The sequence below is a fragment of the Streptomyces sp. NPDC088730 genome (assembly GCF_044751215.1).
GTDB lineage: Bacteria > Actinomycetota > Actinomycetes > Streptomycetales > Streptomycetaceae > Streptomyces.
On the sequence record NZ_JBIVLK010000001.1, the window covers coordinates 847110 to 868184 of the forward strand.

Annotated in this window: 20 protein-coding genes and 1 other RNA gene; 9 read left to right on the top strand and 12 right to left on the bottom strand. The window is 71.9% G+C overall.

Features of this window, described 5'->3' with window-relative positions:
• Positions 1–131: 131 nt before the first annotated feature.
• Positions 132–752, bottom strand: a complete 621-nt coding sequence (gene eda / locus ACIP89_RS03850; protein WP_401921148.1) for a bifunctional 4-hydroxy-2-oxoglutarate aldolase/2-dehydro-3-deoxy-phosphogluconate aldolase — start codon at positions 750–752, stop codon at positions 132–134.
• Positions 753–822: 70 nt separating this feature from the next.
• Positions 823–1623 carry a peroxide stress protein YaaA gene (gene yaaA / locus ACIP89_RS03855; RefSeq protein ID WP_401921147.1) on the bottom strand — a complete coding sequence of 267 codons (801 nt, stop codon included), beginning with the start codon at positions 1621–1623 and terminating at the stop codon, positions 823–825.
• Between the two features lie 277 nt (positions 1624–1900).
• Here yaaA and ACIP89_RS03860 point away from each other — a divergent pair, with 277 nt between their 5' ends.
• Both ACIP89_RS03860 and rnpB read left to right on the top strand, forming a co-directional pair.
• The gene (locus ACIP89_RS03860; RefSeq protein ID WP_402112848.1) at positions 1901–2431 is read left to right on the top strand and encodes a TetR/AcrR family transcriptional regulator; all 531 of its coding nucleotides are present in this window, start codon (positions 1901–1903) and stop codon (positions 2429–2431) included.
• A 198-nt stretch (positions 2432–2629) separates the two neighbouring features.
• An RNA gene (gene rnpB, locus ACIP89_RS03865) (RNase P RNA component class A) lies at positions 2630–3031 on the top strand.
• Positions 3032–3230: 199 nt separating this feature from the next.
• Here the strand turns inward: rnpB and ACIP89_RS03870 are convergent.
• Positions 3231–4298, bottom strand: a complete 1068-nt coding sequence (locus tag ACIP89_RS03870; RefSeq protein ID WP_402112851.1) for a glycoside hydrolase family 43 protein — start codon at positions 4296–4298, stop codon at positions 3231–3233.
• Between the two features lie 176 nt (positions 4299–4474).
• On the opposite strand from ACIP89_RS03870, the gene ACIP89_RS03875 reads away from it, so the two are divergent.
• Both ACIP89_RS03875 and ACIP89_RS03880 read left to right on the top strand, forming a co-directional pair.
• Positions 4475–5479, top strand: coding sequence for a YdcF family protein (locus tag ACIP89_RS03875; RefSeq protein ID WP_401921143.1), 1005 nt, complete (start codon positions 4475–4477; stop codon positions 5477–5479).
• A 255-nt stretch (positions 5480–5734) separates the two neighbouring features.
• Entirely contained in the window at positions 5735–6724 is a 990-nt protein-coding gene (locus ACIP89_RS03880) for a Ku protein (RefSeq protein WP_402112854.1), read from the top strand.
• A gap of 32 nt (positions 6725–6756) precedes the next feature.
• Here ACIP89_RS03880 and ACIP89_RS03885 read toward each other — a convergent pair whose 3' ends face one another.
• From ACIP89_RS03885 to ACIP89_RS03900, 4 genes are all read right to left on the bottom strand, one after another.
• Positions 6757–7527: a nucleotidyltransferase domain-containing protein gene (locus tag ACIP89_RS03885; protein ID WP_402112857.1), complete on the bottom strand. Its 771-nt coding sequence runs from the start codon at positions 7525–7527 to the stop codon at positions 6757–6759.
• A gap of 51 nt (positions 7528–7578) precedes the next feature.
• The gene (locus ACIP89_RS03890; protein ID WP_402112859.1) at positions 7579–8580 is read right to left on the bottom strand and encodes an ArsR/SmtB family transcription factor; all 1002 of its coding nucleotides are present in this window, start codon (positions 8578–8580) and stop codon (positions 7579–7581) included.
• A gap of 232 nt (positions 8581–8812) precedes the next feature.
• Positions 8813–9190, bottom strand: coding sequence for a VOC family protein (locus ACIP89_RS03895; protein ID WP_401921138.1), 378 nt, complete (start codon positions 9188–9190; stop codon positions 8813–8815).
• A gap of 104 nt (positions 9191–9294) precedes the next feature.
• Positions 9295–9957 carry a ScbR family autoregulator-binding transcription factor gene (locus ACIP89_RS03900; protein ID WP_401921137.1) on the bottom strand — a complete coding sequence of 221 codons (663 nt, stop codon included), beginning with the start codon at positions 9955–9957 and terminating at the stop codon, positions 9295–9297.
• A 125-nt stretch (positions 9958–10082) separates the two neighbouring features.
• On the opposite strand from ACIP89_RS03900, the gene ACIP89_RS03905 reads away from it, so the two are divergent.
• Both ACIP89_RS03905 and ACIP89_RS03910 read left to right on the top strand, forming a co-directional pair.
• Entirely contained in the window at positions 10083–11123 is a 1041-nt protein-coding gene (locus tag ACIP89_RS03905; protein WP_402112861.1) for a ScbA/BarX family gamma-butyrolactone biosynthesis protein, read from the top strand.
• Complete coding sequence (locus ACIP89_RS03910; protein WP_401921135.1) at positions 11120–12061, top strand: NAD-dependent epimerase/dehydratase family protein; 942 nt, start codon at positions 11120–11122, stop codon at positions 12059–12061. The genes ACIP89_RS03905 and ACIP89_RS03910 overlap by 4 nt, the downstream gene beginning before the upstream one ends.
• Here the strand turns inward: ACIP89_RS03910 and ACIP89_RS03915 are convergent.
• From ACIP89_RS03915 to ACIP89_RS03925, 3 genes are all read right to left on the bottom strand, one after another.
• Positions 12051–12944, bottom strand: coding sequence for a PhzF family phenazine biosynthesis protein (locus ACIP89_RS03915; RefSeq protein ID WP_401921133.1), 894 nt, complete (start codon positions 12942–12944; stop codon positions 12051–12053). The genes ACIP89_RS03910 and ACIP89_RS03915 overlap by 11 nt on opposite strands.
• Before the next feature lie 135 nt (positions 12945–13079).
• The gene (locus tag ACIP89_RS03920) at positions 13080–13547 is read right to left on the bottom strand and encodes a lamin tail domain-containing protein (RefSeq protein WP_401921132.1); all 468 of its coding nucleotides are present in this window, start codon (positions 13545–13547) and stop codon (positions 13080–13082) included.
• 152 nt (positions 13548–13699) lie between these two features.
• Entirely contained in the window at positions 13700–14482 is a 783-nt protein-coding gene (locus tag ACIP89_RS03925; RefSeq protein ID WP_402112863.1) for an SDR family oxidoreductase, read from the bottom strand.
• Positions 14483–14823: 341 nt separating this feature from the next.
• Between ACIP89_RS03925 and ACIP89_RS03930 the strand changes: the two genes are divergently transcribed.
• Positions 14824–16458 (top strand): alkaline phosphatase D family protein, encoded by a 1635-nt coding sequence (locus ACIP89_RS03930; RefSeq protein ID WP_401921129.1) that lies wholly within the window; start codon positions 14824–14826, stop codon positions 16456–16458.
• Here the strand turns inward: ACIP89_RS03930 and ACIP89_RS03935 are convergent.
• The gene (locus ACIP89_RS03935; RefSeq protein ID WP_402112866.1) at positions 16445–17461 is read right to left on the bottom strand and encodes a Gfo/Idh/MocA family protein; all 1017 of its coding nucleotides are present in this window, start codon (positions 17459–17461) and stop codon (positions 16445–16447) included. The two genes, ACIP89_RS03930 and ACIP89_RS03935, sit on opposite strands and share 14 nt — an antisense overlap.
• Positions 17462–17539: 78 nt before the next feature.
• Between ACIP89_RS03935 and ACIP89_RS03940 the strand changes: the two genes are divergently transcribed.
• Positions 17540–18841 (top strand): multidrug effflux MFS transporter, encoded by a 1302-nt coding sequence (locus tag ACIP89_RS03940; protein WP_401921125.1) that lies wholly within the window; start codon positions 17540–17542, stop codon positions 18839–18841.
• Between the two features lie 81 nt (positions 18842–18922).
• The gene (locus ACIP89_RS03945) at positions 18923–19921 is read left to right on the top strand and encodes a small ribosomal subunit Rsm22 family protein (RefSeq protein WP_401921124.1); all 999 of its coding nucleotides are present in this window, start codon (positions 18923–18925) and stop codon (positions 19919–19921) included.
• Here the strand turns inward: ACIP89_RS03945 and ddaH are convergent.
• Positions 19918–20751, bottom strand: a complete 834-nt coding sequence (gene ddaH, locus ACIP89_RS03950) for a dimethylargininase (protein WP_401921122.1) — start codon at positions 20749–20751, stop codon at positions 19918–19920. The genes ACIP89_RS03945 and ddaH overlap by 4 nt on opposite strands.
• Between the last annotated feature and the right edge of the window lie 324 nt (positions 20752–21075).

Sequence of the window (21075 nt, forward strand, 5' to 3'; positions counted from 1 at the left end):
CCTGCCGGAACCCGGGTCACCCGGAGTCCGGGTCACGTGTCCCTGAAGGTCTCGTGCCCCGGCTGCCGGGGAGCATGCACGCGAAATCGCGCCAAGTGTTCAGCCTCTTTCCGCCCCCGGCCGTGCGCGCCTCAGCCGCGCAGCGCCGCCGCCTCCGCGGCCAGCCGTTCCACCCGGGCCCAGTCACCGGCCGCCACCGCGTCACCGGGCACCATCCAGCTGCCGCCCACGCAACCGACGTTGGGCAGGGCCAGATAGGACGGTGCGGAGGCGAGCGAGATGCCGCCGGTCGGGCAGAACCGGGCCTGCGGGAGCGGGGCGGAGAGGGCCTTCAGATAGGCCGTGCCGCCCGCCGCCTCCGCCGGGAAGAACTTCATCTCGGTGACTCCGCGCTCCAGCAGCGCGACCACCTCGGACGTCGTGGAGACGCCCGGCAGGAACGGCACCCCCGACGACTTCATCGCGTCCAGGAGGGCGTCCGTCCAGCCGGGGCTGACCAGGAACCGGGCGCCCGCGGCCACCGTGTCGGAGACGTTCCGCGCCGAGATCACCGTGCCGGCGCCGACCACCGCGTCCGGCACCTCCGCCGCGATGGCCTTGATCGCGTCCAGGGCGGCGGCGGTCCGGAGCGTCACCTCGATCGCCGGGAGCCCGCCCGCGACCAGGGCGCGGGCGAGCGGCACCGCGTCGGCGGCGTCCTCCAGGACGACGACGGGCACGACGGGGGCAAGGTCCAGCACGGAGGAGGTCATGCCCTCATCCTGCCGCGAAGACCACACTCCACGCAACGGGCGTTGCGTATGCTGCAACGCGCTCGCGGGTTCAGTGGATCTCCGTCACCACGACATCGAGCTCCCACGCCCGCCCGGCCCGCGCGGGCGCCTCCGCCTCCACCACGTACCCGAGCTCACGCAGGACGCCCACCAGCTCCGCGGGCCCCTTCGGCGCGGCGCCCGACCGGAGCAGATCACGGACCATCCGGCCCTTCGTGGCCTTGTTGAAGTGGCTGACCACCGACCGCTTCTCCACCCCGTCCACCAGCTGGGAGTGCAGCACCCGGACACTCGCCGTGCGCTCGGCGACCCCGCCCTTCGGCTTCCACGCCGTCGCGTACGCGGACGAGCGCAGATCCAGCACCAGCCCGTCCCCGGCCGCCTCCGGCATGACCTCCGCCATCGGAGCGCGCCAGAACGCCCCGAGAGCCCCGAGCCCCGGCAGCTTCACCCCCATCGAGCAGCGGTACGGGGGAATCCGGTCGCCCACCCGGACCGCGCCCCACAGCCCGGAGAACACCAGCAGCGACTTCCCGGCCCGGCGGCGGGCGGCGGTGTCCAGGGACGCCAGGTCCAGCGCGTCGTACAGCACCCCGGTGTAGATCTCCCCGGCCGGGCGGGTGCCGGCCGTCCGCAGCTCGACGTTCTTCGCGATCTCGCCGCGCAGGCCCTCGCTCAGCCCCAGCACCACGCGGGCCTTCTCCTCGTCCGCCACGGACAGCTCCACGAGGGCCTCCAGCACGGCGGCCCGCGACTCGGCCAGGCCAGGCAGCGACAGCGACTCCGGCTTCAGAGGTGCTCCCCGCCCCGAGGCGGCCTTTCCTTCGGAGGGCGGCAACAGCACGAGCACGGCGGTTCTCCTTCGTACGAACGGGACGGGGAACGACCGGCGGTGCGGACCGGTCCACGGCTCCCGGCGGTGTCGCCCGGGTCCGTGAAATCCCCTCGCGCCAGCGTACGGGCAGTCCCGCCCGCGTCCTTCCCGCACCCGGGATGCGCCGGCGGCGCCGCCCCTGCCCGTCCGCAGCCTGCCCGCGTCTCGTACGATCGCGCCTTCGGCCCGGTGCCCGTGTGCTGCGCGCCCGCCCGTGCCCGTGCCCCGTACCTCGTGCGAAGGAAGGACCGGCGTGACCGACCCCGCGGACCCGCCCGCCACCGACCGCCCCGGCCAGATCGTCACCGCCGCGCGCACGCTCCTGGAGCAGGAGGGCCCGGAGGCGCTCACCATGCGCCGCCTCGCCGCCCGGGTGGGCATCACGGCGCCCTCGCTCTACAAGCACTTCCCGGACAAGTCCTCGGTGGTGAACGCCCTGGCCGGCGTGATGCTGCGGGAGACGGCCGAGGCCCTCGAATCGGCCGAGTCCACCGCCCCGGGCTCCTTCCCGGCGCTGGCCACCGCCTACCGCACCCACGCCCTCGCCCACCCCCACCTCTACCGCCTCACCACGGGCCGCCCGCTCCCCCCGGACCTGGAGGAACGCGCCTCGGCCCCGCTGTTCCGCGCCTTCGCGGACGACGCGGACCGCGCCCGCGCGGCCTGGGCCTTCGCCCACGGGATGGTGTCGATGGAACTGAACGGCCGCTTCCCCGCGGGCGCCGACGTCGCGGCGGCGTGGACGGCGGGCATCGCGGCTTTCGCCGCCTCGGTCCGCCTCTGACAAGGGCGCGCAGCACTGCGCCACGATCGAGGAAAGCACCCGCATCCCACGGACGCCGGATTCCCCGGTGTCTCGTTCTGGCGAGCGACCGGGGAAGGCCGCCGAACCCCGCCTGTACCGGGGAGCGGATCTGGGGACCGAGACGTTCCCCTGGACGGTCCGCCCGCCCCGGACGGGTAGCATGGGCGCCACGGCAGACGAGCCGGGCGGACGGCCGCGTGAGGATCTTCGGACCCTCCCGAGGAACGTCCGGGCTCCACAGGGCAGGGTGATGGCTAACGGCCACCCGGGGTGACCCGCGGGACAGTGCCACAGAAAACAGACCGCCTTGGACTTCGGTCCTCGGTAAGGGTGAAACGGTGGTGTAAGAGACCACCAGCGCCTGAGGTGACTCAGGCGGCTAGGTAAACCCCACCCGGAGCAAGGTCAAGAGGGGCCGTCGCGAGGCGGCCCTGCGCGAACGTTCGAGGGCGGCCCGCCCGAGTTCGCGGGTAGACCGCATGAGACCGGCAGCAATGCCGGTCCTAGATGGATGGCCGTCTCCCCGGCCGCCGCGAGGTGACCGGGAGACAGAACCCGGCGTACAGCCCGACTCGTCTGCCGCTACAGCGGAGTTGTCTCGGATCGGGCCTCTGACCTGTGTCGGAGGCTCTTTCCGGACTTCTGCGGCGTTGCCGCGTCGGGGTGGGCGGAAGGAAAGGTCCCTCCGAAGTCCCTGGGCCGGCCCAGGGAGTCGCTGAGAGTCTCTGCACCCTGCGGTCCGGTCCGGTTCCGCGGGCCCCTGCCGCGGCCTCCCGTCCTACTCGAAGAACTTGAGGCTCCAGCCCGTGTCGGTGGTCGGGCCGGGGACATTGGCGCGGCGGTAGGTGGTGTTGCCCCACCAGGCGAACGTGCCGGTGTACCAGTAACGGTTCTCCCACGCGTACGGTGTCCCCTTCGGCACCGCGTGGAACATCGAGGGGAATCGGGGGCCGGCGGGCGGGCTGGTGCCGATGTCGCCGTTGAGCAGGACGAAGCTGTGGTGGCCGGGGCCGTCGACGTACAGCGTCGGGTCCCAGCCGGACATCATCGTCGCCCGGTTGGAGCCGAACAGGCAGCCGTTGGACTTGTACCAGTCCCAGACGTACGCCGGATCACCTCCGGGGCGCAGGCGCAGGTCGGCCAGGCAGTACTGGTCGCTCCAGCTGCCGTTGGCCGAGTACACGATGTGCAACTGCCCGTTCGGGTCCCTGATGGCCTCGGGGCCCTCGTTGATGAACGGGTTGCCCACCACCCGTTCCCAGCTCTCCCGAGGCTGCGAGATGACGTGGCGTGCGCCGGTCGGCGTGGTGGGACTGCTCATGCGCGCGATGTAGAGGTTCTGCTCGACGTCGGTGTCACCGGCCCAGCCGGACCAGACGAACCAGCGCTGCCCACCGAAGGTGAACAGGGTCCCGTCGATCGCCCACCTGCCGTCCGGCAGGGCCAGTTGGCTCTCCCCGGTGTAGCCGCTGTCCGGGCTCGCCGAGCTGATGACGTACATCCGGTGGGCAGCCCCGCGGCCGGCCGAGAAGTAGATGTAGTAGCGGCCGCCGTCCGTGACGATCTCCGGCGCCCAGACCTCACCGTGACCGGCCGTGTCCGACCACACCTGCCGGGCGGGTGCCGATGCCAGCGCGGCCGTCGAGGACGCCTGCCGCACGGCGACGCCACCACCGGCCGACTGCACCGATATGTAGGTGCTGCCGACCCGGATCACGCTCGGGTCCGCGGCCCTGATGGTCTGTTCCGCCCGTGCCTGCCCCGCGGACGACAGGGACATGATCACAGCGAGCAGGCCGGACAGTGCGAGGGCGTAGGCGCGGGCAAGACGGCGAGTGGGTTCCATGGTCCCGTTCCAAGGTCGGCCTCCGCTGTGACGGACCAGTCGGCGGCGGCGTTACATCGATGGAAGAGCGCCCTCGCAGCATTCCAACATGCCCTGTACATGTCAATGCGCGGCGAGCGGAGCCGATGGTCCGGCCTCCTCTGAGGCGCCCGCAGCCCTCCGCCTAGCATGTGCGCATGGTGACCTACGTTCCGGCAGTCCTGATCTTCGTCGCCTTCTGTGTCGGCACGCTCCGCGAGCGCCGGCGCTTCAGCAACGCCGTCCTCCTGGGACTCTCGCTCACCTTCGCCGCGGCCGCCTGGCTCGCCGAGCTCGCCCGGTCGCAACCGGCCGCGGGGAGGGAGATCGGCATCGTGCTCTTCCTCCTCGTGGCGGTGGGCATCGCGATCCTGTCCTGGTTCCTGATCTCCAATGGCGTGACGATGGTGCGCAAGGAGGGCAGGAGTCCCGCCAACCTCCTGTCCCTGCTGACAGGGCTTGCCCTGGTGGCCCTGCTCGCACTGATGATCACCGCCCTGATCCTGGAGAACACCACCCTGGTGGTGGTCACAGGCACGGTGCTCGCCCTGGCCGGCTACATCGCCTTCCTCTTCGTCTGCTTCGTCGTCTACGCGTTTCTCTACGGCCGCCTCCACATCCACCGCAAGGCCGACTACGTGGTGGTGCTCGGTGCCGGTCTCATCGACGGGGCCACGGTGTCGCCGCTGCTGGCCGGCCGACTTGAGCGGGCCCGAGCCGTGCACACCAGGCTGACGGCCCACGGCAGGCAGCCCGTCCTTCTCGCCTCCGGCGGTCAGGGGCCCGACGAGAGCCTGCCCGAGTCGCACGCGATGGCCGAGTACCTGATCGAGCGCGGATTCCCGGCCGCCCTGATCGAGCGCGAGGACCGCTCGACGACGACCGAGCAGAATCTGCGGTACAGCAAATCGATCATGGAGAAGGCCCGTCCCGACTACCGGTGCGTCGTGGTCACGAACAACTACCACGTCTTCCGCGCCGCGGTGACCGCCCGCCGGGTGGGGGTCAGGGGCCACGTCGTCGGGTCACCCACTGCCGCGTACTTCTGGCCCAGCGCGATGATCCGCGAGTTCGTCGCCATCCTCCGGACGTACTGGCGCACCAACCTGGCCGTCTGCCTGCTCCTCGTCCTGGGCGGGGCGTGCATCTGGCTGCTCACGTGATCAGGCCGGCCGAATGTCCCGGAGTGCCGAATGTCCCGGAGCGCCGGATGTCCTGGCCCGCCGGGTGTCCCGCAGCAGGGCGCCGGCCCCTCGCACGGCCGCCGTCCCGGACCGTCGCAGCCGCTCGGCATGCGATCACGACCGGTCGGGGTCAGGATCGAGGTGCGGGCGGCGGTGGCCCGGCCGGCGCCGTTCGGGCGTTCTTCGTGTGCAGCGGTCGACCCGGCCGCACCCGCCACGGGCCTGGAGGTATGCATGCCGCGACCCCTGTGGACCGGAGCGATCAGTTTCGGGCTGGTCACGATCCCGGTGAAGGTGATCAGCGCGAGCGAGGACCACGCGATCCACTTCCATCAGTTCCACCTGTCGGACATGGGCCGGGTGCGGACCCGCAAGGTGTGCGACCTCGACGGCGAGGAACTGTCGCAGGACGAGATCGGCAAGGGTTACGAGATCACGAAGGACGAGACCGTCCCGATCACGGAGGAGGAACTCGACCAGATGCCGCTGCCGACCGCGAAGGCGATCGAGATCGTCTCGTTCGTCGACGCGGAGAGCATCGACCCGGTCCGGATCGCCGACTCGTACTACCTGGCGACCGGCGGCCAGGTGGCCGCGAAGCCGTACACCCTGCTCCGGCAGGCGCTTGAACGTTCCGAGAAGGTGGCCGTGGCCAAGTTCGCCTGGCACGGCCGCGAGCGCCTCGGCATGCTCCAGGTCCGCGAAGAGGCGATCGTGCTCCACGTCCTGCACTGGCCCGACGAGATCCGCAGCCCGGAGTCGCTCGCGCCGAAGGAAGTGGAACTGGACGAGAACGAGATCGAGCAGGCCGTCCAGCTCACCGAGACCATGGCCACCGACGACATCTCCGGCTTCCGGGACCACTACCGCGAGGCCCTGGAGCAGCTCATCGAGGCGAAGTCCGAGGGCAAGGAGGCTCCGGAGCCGGCCGAGGACACGGAGCGGGAATCCGGGAAGGTCATGGACCTGATGGCGGCCCTGAACGCCTCCGTGCAGGCCGCGAAGGAGAGCCGGGGCGCCGACGAGGGCGATGGCGATGCCACCGTGCACCCGATGCGGTCGCGCGGGAAGACCCCGGCGAAGAAGGCGGCAGCGAGGAAGACAGCGGCGAAGAAGGCGGCGGGCAAGAAGTCGACGGCCGAGAAGACCGCCGCGAAGCGGTCCCACACGAAGAAGGCGGCGGCCGGGAAGAGCACCGCCGCCGAGAAGCGCAGCGCGTCCTGACCGACGGGGGCCCCGGCCCCGCGGGCCGGGACTCACGTCTCCTCCGGCGTCTCCGTCCCCATCGCCAGCGTGGTCCGGATACCGCGCCGGACGAAGGCGCGTGCCTGCTCGCCCCGTCGGACGCGTTCCGCCTCGCTGATCGGTACGGGGTCCGCGTACCGGCGCTCGTGGATGTCGTGGACCAGGTCCGCGGGGGCGCCGAGGGCCGTCAGCTCGGTCAGGGCCTCGCCCTTCGTGATCAGCCGCCCGTCGCGCAACGTGACCGAGGCGCGGGCCAGGACCAGCGGACCGAGGTCCACCCAGACGTCCTGGAGCCAGAGGTCGGGCCTGTCGGTGGCAGGCAGCCAGTACTCCTTCAGGTCGAGCCGGATGTACTCCTCCAGCTGCCCGGGGACGAGCGGCGGGAGCAGGCCCGTGGGCGGCGGGCCGTGCAGGGTGAGTCCGCCGTCGAGCAGCTCCCGGCGGGTGACCGGGGTGACGGGGCGTTCCAGGATCATCCCGTGCGCCCAGGTGACATGATCCGTCCGGGCCTCCGCCAGTGCCGTCCTGGGCAGGTACGAGCAGTGCAGCGCGGCCGCCGCCGGCTCCTCGTCGACGAGCAGCTGGTGGAACTCGGCCAGCCGCTCCCGGTGCGCCGTGTCCAGCGGGCCGTCGACGATGGCGATGAGGTCCAGATCGCTCCGCCCCTCCTGGAAGTCGCCGAGCGCCAGTGAGCCGTGTGCCCAGACGGCCACCGTCGGCACCAGCGTCCTGACGCCGGCGACGAACCGTGTGAGCACCTGATCCGTTTCGGTCGCTGTCATGGCCGGGATTCTCGCAGAGCGCCCTGCCGGACGTCCGGGGTTCGCGCGTGTTCACTTCGCCGTGCCCGGCTCGCCGTTCAGCAGGGCCTCGCCCAGCGAGGTGCGCCGGTGCAGCACCTGGTGGCGCCGGCGGTGCGAACTGATCAGGCCCGCCTCGCGCAGCACCGCCGCGTGCCTGCTCGCGCTCGCCGGGGCGAGGTAGAGCTCGGCCGCGATCCCGCCGGTCGACATGGGCCGGTCCAGGACGTCGAGCACCTGCGCGCGGGTGTGGCCGAGCAGCCGGCCCAGTGAGTCGAGGGTGCCGGACGGCGGGCGGGTCCGGTCGAGCCAGCCCGGCGCGGGCGCCAGCGGGAGCACCAGGACCGGCGGCAGCCCGGGGTCCGCCAGCGTCACCGGCCAGCGGGTGCAGAAGAACGACGGGATCAGGTGCAACGGGCGCCCGTCGAGGGAGAGTTCCCACTCGATCGGATAGGCGCACTCCAGCGCCCCGTCCCGCCGGATCAGCTCCGACTGGTAGCTGGCCAGCAGCCCCTCGGCGCCCGAGGTGAGCGCCGCCTGCGAGCGGTGCGGCAGATCGGCGGCGACCTCGGCGCGGATCGCGTCCTGGTACGGGGCCACCGCCACACCGTGGAACCGGCGCAGCGCCTCGCCCAGCCAGTGCAGCGCCGCGAGATCCCCCTCGGCGAGCCGGCGCACGGACGCGGGCATGCACCGGTCCGGGTAGAGCCGCCCGAGCTCCTGTCCCAGCCGTGCGCGCGGCGTCGACAGCACCGCGTCCAGCCCGGCCTCCAGGCTGGTGTCGCCGGTGCGCGGGGTGAGGAAGTCCGGGAAGTACTCCGCGTGCGGGCAGATCCGCATCAGCGCGGCCGTCGTCCCGGTCAGCCCCTCGTCGTCCAGGTCCGCACGCGCCTTGCGGCGCCACGGATCAAAGACCAGTGCGCCGTGCCGGTTCTGCAGCAGCTGCAGACTCAGCGCCGTCTCCCACAGCGGATGGACGGATTCCGCCAGCCGCAGCCGGTTGAGATCCTCCGTGCCGAACTCGATTCGCAGCATCTCATCCCCCGATGGCTCAAGGGCCTCTCGTCCGGATCAGGCTGTTTAAGGGAGCGGGGTCCGGTGCCGTGCGTCGCAACGCGGAGCGTTGTCGGTCGACGACAACGCCGCGAGGTGCGGCACCGGGCCCCCGCGAGCCCAGCCTGATCCGAACGAGAGCCCTAGCTGCGTTGTCCACTATGGCAGGAGATGCGGTGGAGGACGAGACGGTGTCCGGCCACGCTCGACGGGGTCAGCGATGGCTCAGGACGTTGATGACACGGCCGTTGGGATCGCGGACGAAGAAGCGGCGCACGCCCCACTCCTCGTCCTGCGGGCCGTACACGATCTCCGCACCCGCGTGCACCAGCGCCGTGTGTGCCGCGTCCACGTCCGCCACCTCCACGCTGACGTCCGGCGTGACGGGTGCGGTCCGGTCGGTGGTCATGAAGCTGAGCTGGGCGGTGGGTTCCGAGGGCGGGGCGAGCGTCATGATCCAGCCCTGGTTCATGACCTCCTCGAACCCCAGCAGCCCGTAGAACGCGGCATTCGCCCGCATGGTGCCGGCCTCGCCGTCGGGACCCGGGCCCGCGGCGACGGGGATGTTGGGGACGACGCGGCGGACTGACATCGACGGCTCCTGTCACATGGCTGACTCGACGTCACCGACATTACGGCCCCTCGCACCGGACCGCCCGGTATGCTTTGGCCCTGCCAAGCCGCTGGTTCCGGTGGTCAGTTGGGGGCGCTGGTCTGGGTCGGTACGGTTTCGAGGAGGCGGAGAAGACGTTCACCGCGATCTTCGGCCATATCCAGGGTGGCCAGAACGGCCGGTGTCGAGATGCTCGGCAGTACGTAGTGCAGCAGGACCGAGATGCGCCGCCCGAGGTCCTCGCGGTGGGACAGGACCTGCGACATCACCTGGATGCCCGAGAAGGATCCGGCCAGCATCTCGGCGGTCTCGCCCGGGTCGACGTGCGGCAGCAGCTCGCCCTGGCCCTTCGCCGCGCGCAGCAGGTGTTCGAGCCGGTCTATCCAGGCACGGAAGGGCGTACCCCGGTCGAGGCCCTCCACGGCCTGGTCCATGGCCAGGCCGACACTGGCCCGTACCAGGGGCTCGTGGCGCAGCCGGTAGGCGAGGATCATGCCCTGGTCGACCAGCTCCTGGAGCTTGGTCATCTGCGGCGGCAGCGGATCGCTGTGCAGCTGTATGTCCATCACCCCGAGCGCGAGATCCTCCTTCGAGGTGAAGTGGAAGTAGAGCGCGCCCTTGGTCGCCCCTGCCCGCGCGAGGATCTCGCTGATGGTCGCGCTGCTGTAGCCGCGCTCGTCGAACACCTCGGCGGCCGCCACCAGGATCGACCGGCGGGTCTGGATCGCGCGCGCCTGTTGTGCCATCAGCTTCTCTCTAGTGGTGGCGGGGCTGGTGCCATATGGGGTTGGCTGGAAAGTAAAACCGGGCTGTCAGTATCTTACTGCGGGGCGGCTCGGCTCTGTGACTCGGATCCTCCTGGGGGAACTTCATGGTTCAGATCACCTCACGCAGTGTCTCGGTACCGGCCGGCGGCGCCGGGGCCGCGCGGAACACCGGCAGCGCCGAGACCTCCTCCGCCGCCGGAATGGAGCAATCGGTGCGAAGAAGGAGCTCCCCGGAACGCCTGAGACAGCTGGTCCACCGGCCCGATCCGCAGGACGTCTTCCCGACCGGACTGACCAAGCTGACCGACTCCCAGTTCTCGGTGTCGGCCCACTGGCCGAGGCCGCACCGCTTCTTCGCCCCGGTCGCGGGCCACCAGGACCCCCTGCTGATCGCGGAGACGATGCGGCAGACCACCATGCTGATCGCGCACTCCGAGTTCGGGGTGCCCCTCGGGGACGCGTTCGTGATGTGGGAGCTGCGGTACGCCTCCGAGGCCGGGCGCCTGGAGCTGGGCGAGGAGCCCTGGGACATCACGGTGGACGTGTCCTGCTCCCGGATACAGCGCCGCGGCCGGAGCCTGGGCTCCATGCACCTCGAACTCCTCCTGCACCGCAGAGGCACCGTGCTGGCCTCCGGCGGCGGGCGGATCAGCTGCACCTCCGCCAGGGCCTACCAGCGGGTACGAGGACACCGCAGCGACATGCTCGACGCGCGTATACCCCTCCTGCCCGCGGTCGCACCCCGGACCGTGGGCAGGACCTCCGAGCACGACGTCGTCCTCGCGCCGGCGTCGGCGCCCAGCACCTGGGCGCTGCGGCTGGACACCCGGCATCCGACGCTCTTCAGCCATTCCAACGACCATGTTCCGGGCATCCTGCTGCTGGAGGCCGCCCGACAGGCGGCCCAGGCGGCCTCGCCCGGCCGTACCTTCCTGCCGACATCGATAGAGGCCGACTTCCGCCAGTACGTGGAGCTCGACCGCCCCTGCTGGATCGAGGCCCTGCCCGTCCCCGCCGACGGCGTCTCGCCCGCCGGGGTGCGCATACGGGCCGTCCAGGACGACGAACCCGCCTTCACCTGCACCCTCCGTACGCCGGATCTCCGTCAGACCGGCCTCAGCGACGCCCGGAGCCGCCGCTCATGACCACGCGCATCCTCATCACCGGGGCCACCGGCTTCGTCGGCAGCCGGGTGGCCGCCGCCGCCCGCGCGACCCCCGGCGTCAGCCTCCGGCTGATGACGCACCGCACCGAACCCGACGCCCCGGCCATGACGGCCGACGGACCGGTCTTCGAGACGGTGTACGGGGATCTCGCCGATCCCGGGACGCTGCGCGGCAGCTGCGAGGGCGTCGACGCGGTGATCCACTGCGCCTCGCACGTCGGCTCCGGCGAACAGACGGCCCGGACCGTCAACGATCTCGGCACCCGGGCCCTGGTCGACGAGGCCGTACGCAGCGGCGTCGGCCGGATCGTCCAGCTCAGCACCGCGTCCGTCTACGGCCGGGGCCCCTTCACGGGGCTGCTCCCCGGAATGGCCGAACCGGCCCCCGCCTCGGCCGTCAGCCTGACCAGGGCCGCCGCGGAACAGCACGTCCTCGCGGCCGGCGGGGCCGTCCTGCGCCCGCACCTCGTCCACGGGGCGGGGGACCGGTGGGCGATTCCCGGACTGGTCGCCCTGCTGCGTTACCTGTCGGCCGGACCGGTCGGCTGCGACGCCCGCCATTCGATGATCGACGTGGCGACACTCGGCCGCGCGCTGCTCGGGGCGGCGCTCGCGGAGAAGGCCCCGGCCGGCGTCTACCACGTGAACCATCCGGAGCCGGTGAGCTGTTCCGAGGTCCTGTCGACGGTCCTCACCGGGCTCTCGCTGCCGTGGGCGAGCACGGAGATCGGGATGGACGAGGCCCGCGCCCGGCTGGCCGGTGTCCCGTACGCCAAGCACCATTTCGAGATGCTCACCGTGGACCACTGGTTCGCCGACGAGCGGGTCTGGCGGGACTTCGGCTGCGGACCCGGCCCGGATTTCCGTACGTCCTTCGCCGAACACGCCCCCTGGTACCGGGAGTTCCTCAGCCGCTGAACGGCTGCCGGACCGCCGGGATCCTGGTGCCCGTGCCGCTCACCCTCACCCGCGTGTCGCCCGCCCGCAGCGTGACGGTGAGCGTGCCGGGCCGGCCCATGTCCTCACCCTGGTGGAGGGTCAGCCCGGCGGTCTCCGGGACCAGGGACAGGGCCCGCAGATAAGCGCCGAAGGCGGCGGCCGCCGCGCCCGTCGCCGGGTCCTCGACCACGCCGCCGACCGGGAACGGGTCACGGACGTGGAAGACGGTGTCGGAGGCGCGCCACACCAGTTGCAGCGTGGTCAGGTCCAGCCGGTGCATGAGTGACTCGACGCGGCCGAAGTCGTAGTCGAGGGCGGCCAGCCGCTCCCGGGTCGCGGCGGCCAGCACCAGGTGCCGGGCGCCCGCGTAGGCGATGCGGGGCGGCAGGGCCGGGTCGAGATCGGTGGCCGGCCAGTCCAGTCCGGCCAGTGCCTCCGCCAGGTCGTCCGGCGAGACGTCCGTGATGTGGGGCTCCACGCTGGTGAGGGTGGCCCGCAGCTCGGCGCCCTCGCGGACGACGGTCACCGGCACCGGCCCTGCGGCGGTGGCGAACTCCAGGTCCCCGGGGCCGTCCCGCTCGGCGAGCGCCAGGGCCGTCGCGACGGTGGCGTGCCCGCAGAAGGGGACCTCGGCCTTCGGGCTGAAGTAGCGGATCGCGTAGCCGCGTGCGCCCGGCGCCGCCGCCCCGGCCGGCCCGGTCAGGAAGGCCGACTCGCTGTATCCGAGGTCCGCCGCCACGGCGAGCATCTCCGACTCGTCCATACCGGACGCGTCCAGCACCACGCCGGCCGGATTGCCGCCGTCCGGGTCGGCGGAGAATGCGGTGTAGCGAAGGATCGCGGGCGGTGAGGTCTCATTCATGTGCCGCACAACCGTGCCGGGGCCCGGGGCATTCCCCCGGAGCCCGGAACCCGGAGCCCGGAACCCGGACTCCGGACCCCGGGCCGCGAAGGGCCGCTGAGGCCCCGGCCGTGCGGGCCGGTCGCGGCTGCCGGTTCAGTGGCAGTTCTTGGTGCCCTTGCTCGCCTTCGTCCAGGAGCAGGAGTCCAGCAGCTTGCCGTTCGGCTTGATCAGCCGAGCCTTGTCACCGGTGTTGTTCCAGACGTACGAGCCGCGGTTCCAGTACACATGGCCGGGGCTGGTCTTCCCCTTGCCCGTGTGGACCTTGACGGTCTTTCCCGGGCTGACGTTGTAGCTGCCGAACGTGTAGGTGTACCCGGTGTTGTCCTTGAGCTTGTAGCCCTTGAGCTGGAACTTCGCCTTGGTGTTGTTGTGGATCTCGACCCATTCGGCGTTGAGCGAGGCGGTGGACCGGGTGTCCTTGCCGGGGCTGTCGTACTGGATCTTGCCGAGGTGCACTCCGCCCTGATGCGCGGCGGCCGAGGCCGGTGCTACGACGAGCAGCGAACCGGCGAGGGCGGTGGCGGACGCCAGGGCGAGGGGCACCGCGGTGCGTATGCGCATGCTGTGGTCCTTGTGTGTAGTTCCGGTGAAGAACGATGAGCATAAAGGCAGCACGCGCTTACCGGGTCGGCCGGGGCGCCTTTCGGCGCGCATCGGCCGTTCCGGTGCGAGATCTGGCCAACTCTGTTCACCCAGAGGCCGGTTCCGACCGGTCAGCCCCGTCCCACGTACGGCATGGCCGTCGCCAGCACCGTGGCGAACTGGACGTTCGCCTCCAGCGGCAGCTCCGCCATGTGGACCACGGTCCTCGCCACGTCCGCGGCGGCCATCACCGGCTCCACGGCCAGCTCGCCGTTGGCCTGGAGGATTCCGGTCCGCATGCGCTCGGTCATCTCGGTCGCCGCGTTGCCGATGTCGATCTGCCCGCAGGCGATCCGGTACGGGCGTCCGTCCAGCGACAGCGACTTCGTCAGCCCGGTCAGCGCGTGCTTGGTCGCCGTGTACGCGACCGAGTGCGGGCGCGGCGTGTGCGCCGAGACCGAGCCGTTGTTGATGATCCGGCCGCCCTGCGGGTCCTGCTCCTTCATCCGGCGGTACGCCGCCTGCGCGCACAGGAACGCCCCCGTCAGGTTCACGTCGACCACCGTGCGCCAGTCCTCGTATCCGAGGTCCTCGACCGGCACGCCGCCCGGACCGAAGGTGCCCGCGTTGTTGAAGAGCAGGCCGAGGTGGCCGAAGGACTCGTGTACCGAGGAGAAGAGCGCGTCCACCTCCTCGGGGCGCGAGACGTCGGTGGGGACGGTGATGACGCGGGCGTGCTCCCCGGCCAGCTCGGCGGTCTCGGCCAGCGGTCCGGGGCGGCGGCCCGCGAGCGCCACCGACCAGCCGGCGCCGGTCAGGGCGAGAGCCACCGCGCGGCCGATCCCGGAGCCCGCGCCCGTGACCACGGCCGTCTTCCTCGCGGAGTTCGCGGAGTTCAACAGTTTGTTGCTCATGGTGCGGCAGCGTACGCCCAGGGGCCGGCGCCGGCTCCGCGCCCCGGCCGTCCGGACGGCGCTCCGGCCGCCGGGCAACGATCCGTCCGGCTCAAACGGCCGCTCCGGAGGGCGGGTTCGTGCCTCCGGGGGGTGAACCCGGCACCGGTTCCGGCGATTCCCCGGCGGTCCGGGCCGGAGTTAACGATCATGGTCCTGGCCGCATATGCGGACTTTGCCCCTGGGGACCCATTCCCGCCGCAATCCTCATCCCGGCGACGCCCGCACGACGCGAGCACGACAACCGCCGGATGTGCTGGACCGGTGGACTTCCCCCACACCACCAGTCAGGGGAGGGACAGATGACGCACTCATCGCACCAGCAGGAGCAGGAGCTGCGCGACGCCGCCCGGCACACGGGCCGCCGCCGATTTCTCACCGTCACCGGTGCCGCCGCCGCGCTCGCCTTCTCGGTCGGCCTGCCGACAGCGGGCTCAGCGGCCGCCGCCGAGCTGGACGCCCGGCGGATCGACGACGACCCGTTCACCCTCGGCGTCGCCTCCGGCGACCCGCTGCCCGACTCCGTCCTGCTGTGGACGAGGCTCGCGCCCCGCCCGTACGAGCCCGACAGCGGACTGCCCCGGGCCCGCGTCGAGGTGAGCTGGGAGCTGGCCCGCGACGAGCGCTTCACCCGGGTCGTCCGGCGCGGCTCCGCCACCGCCCACCCCGAGTTCCACCACAGCGTCCACGTGGAGGTCAGGGGACTGGACGCCGACCGCGTCCTCTACTACCGCTTCCGCACCGGCAAGTGGACCAGCCCGGTCGGCCGGACCCGCACCGCGCCCGCCAACGGCGCCCACAAGCGCGAACTGACCCTGGCCGCCGTCACCTGCCAGGCCTACCACGACGGCTACTTCACCGCCTACAAGCACCTCGCCCAGGAGGACGTCGACGTCGTCTTCCACCTCGGCGACTACCTCTACGAGTACGCGGTGAACGCGACCGGCGGGGCCCGCAACTACACCGACCGCACCCTGCCCGCCCTCTTCAACCGGGAGACGACCACGCTGGAGGACTACCGGCTGCGGTACGCCCTCTACAAGTCCGACCCCGATCTGCGCGCCGCCCACGCCGCGCACCCCTTCGTCGTCACCTGGGACGACCACGAGACCGAGAACAACTACGCCGGGGACACCTCGGAGGACAACCTGCCGCCGGAGGAGTTCCTGATCCGCCGGGCCGCCGCCTACCGCGCGTACTGGGAGAACCAGCCGCTGCGCGCCCCGCAGCGGCCGACCGGCCCGGACATGAAGCTCTACCGGCGCCTCCAGTTCGGCCGGCTCGCCCAGTTCGACATCCTCGACACCCGCCAGTACCGCAGCGACCAGGCGTACGGCGACGGCTGGCAGACCCCCGGACCCGAGTCCGAGGACCCCTCGCGCACCATCACCGGCGCGACCCAGGAGCGCTGGCTCACGGACGGCTGGCGCCACTCCCGGGCCACCTGGAACGTCGTGCCGCAGCAGGTCACCTTCGCCCAGCGGCGCGACGTACCGACCGACGCCTACAAGCTCTCCATGGACTCCTGGGACGGCTACACGGCCTCCAGGGACCGCATCCTGAAGGGCGCCCAGTCCGCCGGGGTGGACAACCTGATGGTGCTGACCGGCGACGTGCACGTGAGCTACGGCTTCGACATCAAGCGGGACTTCGACGACCCGGCGTCCCGCACCCTGGGCACCGAGATCGTCACCACGTCGATCACCAGCGGCAAGGACGGCTCGGAGAAGCCGGCCAACTGGAACAACCTGATGAAGGCCAACCCGCACCTGAAGTTCTACAACGGGCGCCGCGGCTACGCAGTCGTCACCCTCCAGGAGCGGCAGGCGCGGGCCGACTTCCGTACGGTCTCCGCCGTCACCAAGCCGGGCGCGCCCCTCACCACGGCCGGCTCCCTCGTCACGGAGGTGGGCAACCAGGGCCTCACTCCGGCCTAGGGACCCGGGGCGCGTCCGCCGGGTAGCGGACGCCGACGCGGTCACGTACCGCGTCGAGCGTCCGCATCACCGCGAGCGAGCCGTCCAGCGGCACCAGCGGGGACTCCGTCTCGCCCGCCCGGACCGCCCGCATCACCTCGGCCGCCTCGTACTGCATCCCCGACAGGCCCTGCGGACCCGGCCCAGAGGCGACCTCCTCCGGCTCGCGGCCCGCCCGGTGCAGCACGAAGTGCCGCGGATAGAAGAAGCTGTCCGGGAAGTCGATGCGCCCGGCCGTCCCGATGACCGTGGCGGCCGTCGGGTGGTGCCCGACGACCGAGCAGGCGAGCAGGGCGGTGGCGCCCGAGTCCCAGCCCAGCAGCATCCCGGTGTTCAGGTCGACGCCCTCCGGCGACAGCAGCGCGTCCGCGCGCACCCGGTCCGGCTCACCCAGCAGCAGCTGCGCGAACGACACCGGATAGACCCCGAGGTCCAGCAGCGCACCGCCGCCCAGCGCGGGATCGCGCAGCCGGTGCTCCGCGCCGAAGTCACCGGCGAAGCCGAAGTCGGCCTGCACGGTGCGGATCTCACCGATCGCCCCGTCCCGCACCAGCTCGGCCATCCGGCGGATGACCGGGTTGCAGTACGTCCACATGGCCTCCATCAGGAAGAGGCCCCGCTCCCGCGCGAGCTCCACCAGCTCCCGCGCCTCGCGCTCGTTGAGCGTGAACGCCTTCTCGCACAGCACGTGCTTTCCGGCCTCCAGCGCGAGCCCGGCCGCCTCCCGGTGCGCGGAGTGCGGCGTGGCCACGTACACCACGTCGACCTCGTCGTCCGCGACGAGTTCGGCCCAGCTGCCGTAGGCCCTGGGTATCGCGAACCGCTCGGCGAACGCCTTCGCCGCCGTGTCCGTACGGGAGGCGACGGCCACCACCTCCGCATCGGGCATCGCCAGCAGGTCGGCGGTGAAAGTCCCCGCGATGCCACCGGTCGCCAGCACGCCCCAACGGACAGTCCTGCTCATGCGCGCTCCCAAAAAGGTGTCGACCATTCCGGCTGAGCTGAGAGCATAGAGGCGGATTCAACAACAATGGAGATCAGAATGCCGGAGAGCGGCGTCAGCCGAGCCCAGCACGTACACATAACCGATACCGCCCCCGACACCTCTCCACCCCGGCCGGCCGCCACAGCGGCGGCCCGGCGCACCGGACTTCTCGTCACCCTGGTCCTCGGCGGTCTGACCGCGCTGCCGCCGCTGTCGATGGACATGTACCTCCCGGCGCTGCCCGCCGTCACCGACGCGCTGCACGCACCCGCCTCGACCGTCCAGCTCACCCTCACCGCCTGCCTCACCGGCATGGCGCTCGGGCAGGTCGTCGTCGGACCGATGAGCGACCGCTGGGGCCGGCGCCGCCCGCTGCTCCTCGGCATGATCATCTACGTCTTCGCCACCGCGATCTGCGTCTTCGCCCCGACCGTCGAACTCCTCATCGGCTTCCGGCTGCTCCAGGGGCTCGCGGGCGCGGCCGGCATCGTCATCGCGCGGGCGGTGGTGCGCGACATGTACGACGGCATGGAGATGGCCCGGTTCTTCTCCACGCTGATGCTGATCTCCGGCGTCGCCCCGGTCATCGCCCCCGTCATCGGCGGACAGGTCCTGCGGCTCACCGACTGGCGGGGCATCTTCGCCGTGCTCACCGTCGTCGGCACCCTGCTCACCCTGGTCGTCTGGAAGTGGCTGCGGGAGACCCTGCCACCGGAGGAGCGCCACACCGGCGGGATCGGTGACGCGCTGCGCACCATGCGCGGACTGCTCGCCGACCGCGTCTTCACCGGCTACATGATCGCGGGCAGCCTCGCCTTCGCCGCCCTCTTCGCCTACGTGAGTGCCTCGCCGTTCGTCGTGCAGGAGATCTACGGCGCCTCGCCGCAGACCTTCAGCATGCTCTTCGGCATCAACTCGATCGGTCTGATCGCCGTGGGCCAGATCAACGGCAAGATCCTCGTCGGACGGATCAGCCTCGACAAGGCGCTCGGCTTCGGGCTCTCCGTCATCGTGCTGGCCGCGACGGCGCTGCTGCTGATGACGTCCGGGGTCTTCGGCGACGTCGGACTCGTCCCGGTGGCGACGGGGCTGTTCGTGCTGATGTCGGCGATGGGCCTGGCGATGCCGAACACCAACGCCCAGGCCCTGATGCGCACCAAGCACGCCGCCGGATCGGCCTCCGCGCTGCTCGGTACGTCCTCGTTCCTGATCGGAGCCATCGCCTCGCCGCTCGTCGGGATCGCCGGAGAGGCGACGGCCGTACCGATGGCCGTCGTGCAGCTGGTCTGCGCGGTGGGCGCGATGGCCTGCTTCCTGGTGCTGTGCCGGCCCTGGCAGCAGGTGGCCGGGCGGCCGTGACGGGCGGCGGGCGAGGGTGAGCGGCCCCTGACGGGCGGCGGGCCGGAGGGCGGGCGGCCGGGCTCCGCCTACACTTCGTCGGTGAACGACACCCTCCCCACCGCGGACACCCTGCGTGCGGCACTGGCCGGACTCCTCGACGGACTGCCGCCCCGCCAGGCCGCCCAGGCCGTCGACCGGCTCATCGCCAACTACCGGGGGACCACCCCCACCGGCACCCCGCTGCTCCGCGACCGCTCGGACGTCGCCGCGTACGCCGCCTACCGGATGCCCGCCACCTTCGAAGCGGTACGGTCCGCCCTGCACGCCCTGCGCGAGGCCGCCCCGGACTGGGTGCCCGTCACCCACACCGACGTCGGCGGCGGCACCGGAGCGGCGAGCTGGGCGGTCGCCGGGGCCTGGGAGGGGCCCAGGACCACCGTGCTGGACTGGGCGGAGCCCGCACTCGCGCTCGGCCGTGAACTGGCCGCCGTCTCCGGCATCCCGGCACTCGGCACCGTCGAGTGGCGGCGGGCCCGGATCGGCGAGGACCTCGATCTCGGCCCAGCGGACCTGGTGACCGTCTCCTACGTGCTCAACGAGCTGACGCCGCAGGCCCGCACCGCGCTCGTCGACTCGGCGGCCCGCGCGGGCCAGGCCGTGGTGATCGTCGAGCCCGGCACCCCCGACGGCTACGCCCGCGTCATCGAGGCCAGGGACCGGCTGACAGCGGCCGGGTTCACCGTCGCCGCGCCCTGCCCGCACAGCGACGCCTGCCCCATCGAGCCCGGCACGGACTGGTGCCACTTCTCGGCCCGGGTGAGCCGCTCCTCGCTGCACCGCAAGGTGAAGGGCGGCTCGCTGCCGTACGAGGACGAGAAGTTCAGCTACGTCGTGGCGACCCGGTTCGCGGTGCACCCGGTGGCGGCCCGGATCACCCGGCGCCCGCAGATCCGCAAGGGCCAGGTGCTGCTGGAGCTGTGCACCCGGGACGAGGGCCTCCAGCGGACCACGGTCACCAAGCGGCACGGCGAGCTGTACCGCGCCGCCCGGGACATCGACTGGGGCGACGCCTGGCCGCCCCCGCGGGACGCCGGCTAGCCGCGCAGCTCCTGGGTGCAGCACTTCACGCTGCCGCCGCCCTTGAGCAGCTCGCTCAGGTCCATCGGCACCGGCTCGAAGCCGCGCGCCCGCAGCGGGTCGAACAGGCCGGTGGCGGCCTGCGGGAGCAGCACGTTGCGGCCGTCGCTCACCGCGTTCAGCCCGAGCGCGGCGGCGTCCGCCGCACCGGCGATCAGCGCGTCCGGGAAGAGCCGGGCCAGCACCGCCCGGCTGCCCGGTGAGAAGGCGTCCGGGTAGTACATGATCTCGTCGGACGCCTCGTCCAGCACGCTCAGCGCCGTATCCAGGTGGTAGTAGCGCGGATCGACGAGATCCAGCCCGATCACCGGCCGCCCGAAGAACTCCTGGGCCTCGTCGTGCGAGAGCGGGCTCGACCGGAAGCCCCGGCCGGCCAGCAGGTACGAGGACGTCACCGCGAAGTCGCCCTCGCCCTCGTTGACGTGGTCCGGCTCATGGATCTCCGTGAAGCCGTGTCCGCGGAACCAGTCCCGGTGGGCGGCCGCCTCGGCGAACCGCTCCTGGTAGGCGAACCGGGCGCCCAGCACCCGGCCGTCGACCACGGTGGCCCCGTTGGCGGCGAAGACCATGTCGGGCAGCTCGGGGTCGGGGGTGAGCAGCTCCACGGTGTGCCCGAGAGCGCGGTAGCGGTCGCGCAGATCCTCCCACTGGGTCTGCGCGAGCGGGAGGTCCACCGGTTTGGTGGGGTCCATCCACGGATTGATGGAGTACGTCACCCTGAAGTGGGCCGGGGCGCACATCAGGTAGCGGCGGGGTGTGGCCCGACGGGTGGGTGTGGCTTCACGAGGCAACGAGGGCTCCTCACGAATCGTCGCGGCGGCATTGGTGGCCGCCGCGGCCGGTGCGTCGCACGGGTATGTGCGTGAGCCCATGGTGCGCCGTCCGGGGCCCGCCGCGCAGTGAACCGATCGGGTGGTTCCCCCGGAGCGCGCAGCCCGCTGCGTGCCGCCGCCTGCCGTGGCCGCGTCCGTCGCGCCTGCCGGGGGCCTGGCCCTCGCTCCGGCTGCCCGCTCCGGCCGCCGCGGTGAGCATTCCGCCGTGCATTCCATGACGAAAGGTGTGATAGTGCCCACCTCGTGCCGCCTGTCCGCCCACCCCGCTTCCGGAGTCTGGCC